Genomic DNA, 6,088 nt, shown 5'->3' with positions numbered 1-6,088 from the left:
TGGGAGATGTAATGAAGATGTCAGTTCGCATTTGCGCCATCTCGGGGAGTATTCGGAGGAGTGATACAGGGAGATGGCGCAAATGTTCAGGATGGAGGGATATGTGTTGACATCCGGGTACGGTAGATGGAAAATCCCTCACCCGGATGTGCTGCCGCACCTCCGGCTTCAGCTGTCGCTGAAGCTTGCCAAATAAAGAGTTATTCGCTTTTTGTGAGCGAGCTCCCAAACGCAAATAACTCTTTATTTGGCAGGTGAGGGATTTTCCAATAATATACTGGGGCTTGTCGACACATATTTGGAAGAGTGCTATAATGGTTACGGTTACAAATATTGAAGAATTAAAAATTTTACAACATTGGAGGGGATAGACATGGAAATGCTAAATTTATATCAAAATAACTATTTGATCGTGTTTGTATTCCTATGTCTGGGGATTTTGTTGCCTGTGGTGGCACTGTTTTTAGGGAAGTTGTTGCGGCCTTATAAACCGTATGATTCGAAGTACACCACGTATGAGAGCGGACTTGAGCCATTCGGTGATTCACGGGTGCAGTTTAATGTGCGCTATTATATTTTTGCCCTTATGTTTGTTATTTTTGATGTAGAGACAGTGTTTTTGTATCCTTGGGCTGTTGCATACGAAAAACTCGGAATCTTTGCATTAATTGAGATGTTAATTTTTGTATTTATGCTTATCATCGGTCTAATTTATGCTTGGAAGAAGAAGGTGTTGAAATGGATCTAAGAATCGAAAACATCCCAGAAGAGGATATGCAAGAGATACAAAGAACGGTATTTATGTCAACGCTTGAACAAATTAAAGCATGGTCTCGCAGCAACTCGTTATGGCCTATGACTTTCGGTCTTGCTTGTTGTGCGATTGAGATGATGCAGGCTAGTAATGCACACTATGATTTAGAACGCTTCGGTACATTCTATCGCAATTCCCCCCGCCAATCAGATGTAATGATCGTATCAGGCACAGTTACAAAGAAAATGGCACCAATTCTTCGCAGGTTATATGATCAAATGCCAGAACCCAAGTGGGTAATTGCTATGGGCTCTTGTGCAACAGCTGGTGGACCTTATGTGAAATCCTACTCAGTGGTTAAAGGCGTCGATCAAATTGTACCTGTAGATGTATACATACCTGGATGTCCACCAAATCCAGCGGCACTAATATATGGAATTAATAAATTGAAGGAAAAGATCCGTTACGAGGCTAAGACTGGGAAGAAGGTGATCTAACCTATGAGCGGTGAAAAGGATTTAGAACAGCTCAAAAAAGAGGCTGCCGCGAAAGCAAAGGCCGCCGCACTAGCCAAAATGAAGGCGAAAGAACAAGGTGAAGCAAAGGAAGAAGCGCCCGCTGAAGATCTTGATATCGCGAAGCAAAAAGCTGCCGCTGCCGCGAAAGCAAAGGCTGCCGCACTAGCGAAAATGAAGGCGAAAGAACAAGGTGAAGCAAAGGAAGAAGCGCCCGCTGAAGATCTAGATATCGCGAAGCAGAAAGCTGCCGCTGCTGCAAAAGCAAAGGCTGCCGCACTAGCGAAAATGAAGGCAAAAGAACAAGGCGAAGCAAAGGAAGAAGCGCCCGCTGAAGATCTAGATATCGCGAAGCAAAAAGCTGCCGCTGCTGCAAAAGCAAAGGCTGCCGCACTAGCGAAAATGAAGGCAAAAGAACAAGGTGAAGCAAAGGAAGAAGCCCCAACTGAAGACCTTGATATCGCGAAGCAAAAAGCCGCCGCCGCTGCCAAGGCAAAGGCTGCCGCTGCTGCGAAAGCAAAAGCAGCTGCACTGGCAAAACAATCGGGAGAAACTGGTGGGGACGATGAAAAGGCGAAAGCGATTGCCGCCGCAAAAGCGAAAGCCGCCGCAGCAGCCAAAGCAAAGGCCGCCGCAACAGCAAAAGCTGGAGGTGCAGCTGGAGACGATGAAAAAGCAAAAGCGATTGCTGCCGCAAAGGCAAAAGCCGCCGCTGCAGCCGCAGCGAAAGCAAAGGCAGGCGGTGGAAGTGCAAAGTCAGAACCAGCAGCTGAAGCAAAGCCATCAGCAAATCAGCCATATCTTGATAAATATATTAGAGTCATAGAGGAGCATCTTGGAAAGGATCATATAGAAGATTACTATATTAATAATCTTTCAAAGGATGTCCCAACTCTTGTAGCAAAGCCGGAAAGCTATTATAAAATTGCAGAGTTTTTAAAATATAACGAGCAATTAGGCTTTGATTATTTGTCAGAGCTGCATGGAACAGATTTTGAAACACATATGGAAGTGTATGTTCACTTATATTCATTTAAAAATAGTCAATCTGTTGCATTAAAAGTAAAGATTGACCGTGATGAACCAACGATTGATTCATTGCAGCCGCTTTGGGCAGGTGCGAATTGGCCAGAGTGCGAAGCGTATGACTTACTCGGCATTACGTTTAACAATCATCCGAACTTACACCGCATTATGCTCGGTGAAGAATGGGTTGGTCATCCGTTAAGGAAAGACTATGAACCGTATGATGTGGAGGTGTAACCAATGTTGCGAACAGAAGAAATGCTTTTGAACGTAGGACCTCAGCATCCAAGTACGCACGGTGTTTTTCGTCTCGTCTTAAAAATTGATGGGGAAACCATTGTAGAAGCAAAGCCAGTCATCGGCTACCTTCATCGCGGAACAGAAAAGCTGGCAGAAAATCTTCAATACACACAAATCATCCCTTACACTGACCGGATGGACTACGTCTCGGCCATGACGAATAACTATGTGATTTGTCATGCGGTTGAAACGATGATGAATATTAAAGTCCCTGAGAGAGCGGAGTACTTGCGTGTCATTGCAATGGAACTTGGCCGGGTAGCAAGCCACCTTGTCTGGTTTGGTACATATTTGCTTGACCTTGGAGCAACGAGTCCGCTTCTATACGCTTTCCGTGAAAGGGAAATGATCATTAATATGCTTAATGAGCTGTCAGGCGCTCGTCTAACATTTAACTACATGCGTGTCGGTGGAGTCAAATGGGATGCACCTGAAGGCTGGGTTGATAAAGTAAGAGATTTTATTCCTTATATGCGCGAGCAATTGAAAGGCTATCATACGCTCGTAACAGGAAACGAAATTTTTATGAACCGTGTAAAAGGAATTGGTACATACACGAAAGAAGATGCGCTTAATTATTCACTTAGTGGGGCTAATCTTCGCTGTACAGGAGTCAAGTGGGATCTGCGTAAAAATGAGCCTTATTCCATCTATGATCGCTTTGACTTTAATGTAATTACCCGGGAGACAGGAGATGCGTGGGCACGTTATCACTGCCGGCTTGATGAAATCGAAGAATCACTGAAGATACTAGAACAGGCTTGTGAACAGTTCCCTTCTGAAGGAGACATTTTAGCAAAAGTGCCAAAGATTATTAAAGCCCCTAAAGGCGAGGCATTTGTACGAATTGAGTCCCCTCGTGGAGAAATCGGCTGTTATATCGCAAGTGATGGAAAGAAAGAACCGTATCGTCTGAAGTTTAGAAGACCATCATTCTATAATCTACAAATTCTCCCGAAGCTACTAGAGGGAGAAACAATTGCAAACTTAATTTCCATTCTAGGAGCGGTTGATATCATCCTAGGGGAGGTGGATGGCTAATGGTTGAAGATTTATTGCATTCCCAGCCGGGGATCTTAAACTTTGGGATTTTCTTTTTACTTGCAACCGTTTTGCTTTTAGTCATTTTAGGATTCGTCACCTATGCAATCCTTGCAGAGCGGAAAGTTATGGGTTTTATGCAGCTCCGCCAAGGTCCGAACCAAGTCGGTGGGCGCTGGGGATTATTGCAAACGGTTGCTGACGTGTTAAAGCTTCTGCTAAAAGAAGATACGATCCCGAAGCTTGCTGATAAACCATTGTTTATTTTAGCGCCAGTAATCGCGTTTGCTCCATCCTTTATGGTCATTGCAGCGATTCCGTTTACTGATAAATTACAATTTGCTGATATTAGTGTCGGTCTGCTGTATTATATTGCTATTTCAGGCTTAACAACGATCGGTATGGTTACTGGGGGATGGGCGTCCAATAATAAATATGCCCTTCTTGGGGGAATGCGTGCAGCCGCACAGATGATTTCCTATGAAATTCCACTAGTCATGTCCGTGCTAGGAATCATTCTCTTAACAGGCAGCTTGAACCTAAATGATATTGTCGCTGCACAAGAGAATGTATGGTATATCCTGCTTCAGCCAATTGCCTTCATCATCTTTATCATAGCGTCAGTGGCTGAATTAAATCGTGTCCCATTCGACCTGCCTGAATCCGAAAACGAACTTGTAGCCGGGTTCCATGTCGAATATTCAGGCTTCCGCTGGGCATTTTTCATGCTTGCAGAATATGTCTATATGTTTGCAATGGCATCCTTAACAACGGTTTTATTTTTAGGGGGATGGCTTCCGCTATTCTCATTCCTAGACTTTATTCCAGGTGCAGTCTGGTTTGCACTTAAGTTCATGTTTGTCGTGTTTCTATTAATTTGGTTCCGAAGCACGTTCCCTCGTATGCGTGCAGACAAGTTGATGGAATTTGCCTGGAAAATCCTATTGCCAATCGCATTAGCGAACATTTTCCTAACAGCCATTATTAAAGAAATCTTAAAACTGTTTTAAAAGCTTACTTTAACCGCAAGGGGTGAAAAACATGCTTGGATTTGGATTAGCAAAAGGCTTAAAGTATACCCTGAAAAATTTAACAAAAGAAAAACCAACCTATGAATATCCGAATGAGCCACTCCCATTGCCCGACCGATTTCGGGGGATTCAAAAGTTTTATCCGGAAAAATGCATCGTTTGTAATCAATGTGCAAATATTTGCCCGACCGATTGCATCCAGCTGACAGGGAAAAAACACCCGGATCCGAATAAAAAGGGAAAAATTATTGATACGTATGATATTAACTTTGAAATTTGTATTCTTTGCGACCTATGTACGGAGGTTTGTCCGACAGAGGCAATCATTATGTCAAATAACTTTGAACTCGCTGAATATAGCCGGGATGAGCTGTTTAAAAACCTCGAATGGCTGGATGAAAATGACGAGAATATACGGAAGGTGAATAAAGCATGACGTTTTCAGGTGAATTTTTAGCATTCATTTCACTCGCTTTAGTTGCAATAGTCGGCGGCGTGCTCTTATTAAACCTTACGAAGGTCGTGCACATGGTCCTTGCACTCGTATTTACATTTGTCAGCATCGCAGGGATCTTTATCCTGCTATCAGCTGAGTTTTTAGCTGCCGTTCAAATACTTATCTATTCCGGGGCGATTACAATCATTATGCTCTTTGGAATCATGTTAACCCGTCACAATGATACGAATGAGCCGAAGACAGGCCGCCTGCGAAAGCTGCTTCTCTTCTTAGGAATTCTCGGTTTTGCCTTCGCCTTTTACATCGGTATTTATAATCTTGACTTTGGCGAAGCGTCAACAACATTACATGAGAATAACACAGAACAGATTGGGATCGCGCTTTATTCAAAATATATTATTCCATTTGAATTAACATCAGTCTTGCTGCTAGCTGCGCTTATTGGAGCGATTGTGCTGTCAAAGAATGATCAGGAGAAGGAGGCGAAGAAGGAATGAGTTCAGTTCCACTATCAGCCTACCTGGCGCTGGGTTTAATTCTATTTTGTATCGGTTTATATGGTGCATTAACAAAGAGAAACATCATCATTGTTCTTATTTCGATTGAACTAATGCTTAATGCTGCCAACATTAATTTAGTAGCGTTCAGTAAATTCGGTGTGATGCCATCCATAACAGGACAAATCTTCGCACTTTTTGTCATGGCTGTTGCCGCTGCAGAAGTTGCTGTTGGGGTAGCGATACTAATTACCTTATACCGTAATCGGAATACCGTTAATATTGATGAAGTGAACACTTTGAAACACTAGAGGGTGGAGAAGTTTTTAGAAATGTCATTTAGACTGAGGCTGAAAATAGAAATCACTGGCCGATTTCCGCTAATCTAGCCTCTAACCTCTAGTAATCTAACACGTTGGCTCTAGTGACTATACAAAACAATAAACGTGTTCAAAAAGGGGATTGTG

The 6,088-nt window shown here is 43.0% G+C and carries 8 protein-coding genes; all 8 read left to right on the top strand.

Going from position 1 to position 6,088, the window contains the following annotated elements; translation table 11 throughout:
- The first annotated feature begins 373 nt into the window (after positions 1-373).
- From RUH74_RS20455 to nuoK, 8 genes are read left to right on the top strand one after another with little or no spacing between them, the layout of a single operon-like run.
- Positions 374-748 carry an NADH-quinone oxidoreductase subunit A gene (locus tag RUH74_RS20455; RefSeq protein ID WP_057760195.1) on the top strand — a complete coding sequence of 125 codons (375 nt, stop codon included), beginning with the start codon at positions 374-376 and terminating at the stop codon, positions 746-748.
- Positions 739-1,251 carry a NuoB/complex I 20 kDa subunit family protein gene (locus RUH74_RS20450; protein ID WP_053478556.1) on the top strand — a complete coding sequence of 171 codons (513 nt, stop codon included), beginning with the start codon at positions 739-741 and terminating at the stop codon, positions 1,249-1,251. Before RUH74_RS20455 ends, RUH74_RS20450 begins: the two co-directional genes overlap by 10 nt.
- A gap of 3 nt (positions 1,252-1,254) precedes the next feature.
- A complete protein-coding gene (locus RUH74_RS20445) occupies positions 1,255-2,532 on the top strand; it encodes an NADH-quinone oxidoreductase subunit C (RefSeq protein ID WP_313803426.1) in 1,278 nt (425 codons plus the stop codon).
- A gap of 3 nt (positions 2,533-2,535) precedes the next feature.
- Complete coding sequence (locus RUH74_RS20440; protein WP_313803424.1) at positions 2,536-3,636, top strand: NADH-quinone oxidoreductase subunit D; 1,101 nt, start codon at positions 2,536-2,538, stop codon at positions 3,634-3,636.
- Positions 3,636-4,646: an NADH-quinone oxidoreductase subunit NuoH gene (gene nuoH / locus RUH74_RS20435; protein WP_313803422.1), complete on the top strand. Its 1,011-nt coding sequence runs from the start codon at positions 3,636-3,638 to the stop codon at positions 4,644-4,646. The genes RUH74_RS20440 and nuoH overlap by 1 nt, the downstream gene beginning before the upstream one ends.
- Positions 4,647-4,677: 31 nt before the next feature.
- Entirely contained in the window at positions 4,678-5,103 is a 426-nt protein-coding gene (gene nuoI, locus RUH74_RS20430; protein ID WP_053478559.1) for an NADH-quinone oxidoreductase subunit NuoI, read from the top strand.
- The gene (locus RUH74_RS20425) at positions 5,100-5,621 is read left to right on the top strand and encodes an NADH-quinone oxidoreductase subunit J (protein WP_313803419.1); all 522 of its coding nucleotides are present in this window, start codon (positions 5,100-5,102) and stop codon (positions 5,619-5,621) included. The genes nuoI and RUH74_RS20425 overlap by 4 nt, the downstream gene beginning before the upstream one ends.
- A complete protein-coding gene (gene nuoK, locus RUH74_RS20420) occupies positions 5,618-5,932 on the top strand; it encodes an NADH-quinone oxidoreductase subunit NuoK (RefSeq protein WP_313803417.1) in 315 nt (104 codons plus the stop codon). Before RUH74_RS20425 ends, nuoK begins: the two co-directional genes overlap by 4 nt.
- Positions 5,933-6,088 lie beyond the last annotated feature (156 nt).

The organism is Cytobacillus sp. (assembly GCF_032154635.1).
Lineage (GTDB): Bacteria > Bacillota > Bacilli > Bacillales > Cytobacillaceae > Cytobacillus.
Note: the sequence above shows the minus strand (reverse complement) of the source record. Positions and strands in the feature narration are given on the sequence as shown.

What these genes read in the sequence shown, in the direction of transcription:
- RUH74_RS20455 (WP_057760195.1), top strand. Translation starts at nt 374, where the DNA reads ATGGAAATGCTAAATTTATATCAAAATAACTATTTGATCGTGTTTGTA.
- RUH74_RS20450 (WP_053478556.1), top strand. Translation starts at nt 739, where the DNA reads ATGGATCTAAGAATCGAAAACATCCCAGAAGAGGATATGCAAGAGATA.
- RUH74_RS20445 (WP_313803426.1), top strand. Translation starts at nt 1,255, where the DNA reads ATGAGCGGTGAAAAGGATTTAGAACAGCTCAAAAAAGAGGCTGCCGCG.
- RUH74_RS20440 (WP_313803424.1), top strand. Translation starts at nt 2,536, where the DNA reads ATGTTGCGAACAGAAGAAATGCTTTTGAACGTAGGACCTCAGCATCCA.
- nuoH (WP_313803422.1), top strand. Translation starts at nt 3,636, where the DNA reads ATGGTTGAAGATTTATTGCATTCCCAGCCGGGGATCTTAAACTTTGGG.
- nuoI (WP_053478559.1), top strand. Translation starts at nt 4,678, where the DNA reads ATGCTTGGATTTGGATTAGCAAAAGGCTTAAAGTATACCCTGAAAAAT.
- RUH74_RS20425 (WP_313803419.1), top strand. Translation starts at nt 5,100, where the DNA reads ATGACGTTTTCAGGTGAATTTTTAGCATTCATTTCACTCGCTTTAGTT.
- nuoK (WP_313803417.1), top strand. Translation starts at nt 5,618, where the DNA reads ATGAGTTCAGTTCCACTATCAGCCTACCTGGCGCTGGGTTTAATTCTA.